General features: G+C 63.0%; 1 pseudogene. It reads right to left on the bottom strand.

The annotated features are described in order from the left end of the window. Nucleotides 1-230, bottom strand: a pseudogene (locus SB754_RS23320) (hypothetical protein); the annotation flags it as partial.

The raw sequence follows: 230 nt of genomic DNA on the forward strand, positions 1-230 counted from the left end.
CGTTCGGTCTCATTCCAGTCCATGGAACGCGCCAGCATCCGTTTGATGCCTTTGCGGCTGCCGATGTGCTGGAAGACGGACGGCACTGCCGTTTCCACCCCGCCGCATCCCTGGTGGCGCAGGAGAATATGGCCAAACTCGTGGCACGCCGCGTGCGTGCGGTGGAGCCGGTTATCGCCGGAGGGCAGCAGGATGATGGACTTCGTGTCCTTCTCAATCCAGAGGCCGGT

This window comes from Leifsonia sp. SIMBA_070, from assembly GCF_046534635.1.
Lineage (GTDB): Bacteria > Actinomycetota > Actinomycetes > Actinomycetales > Microbacteriaceae > Leifsonia.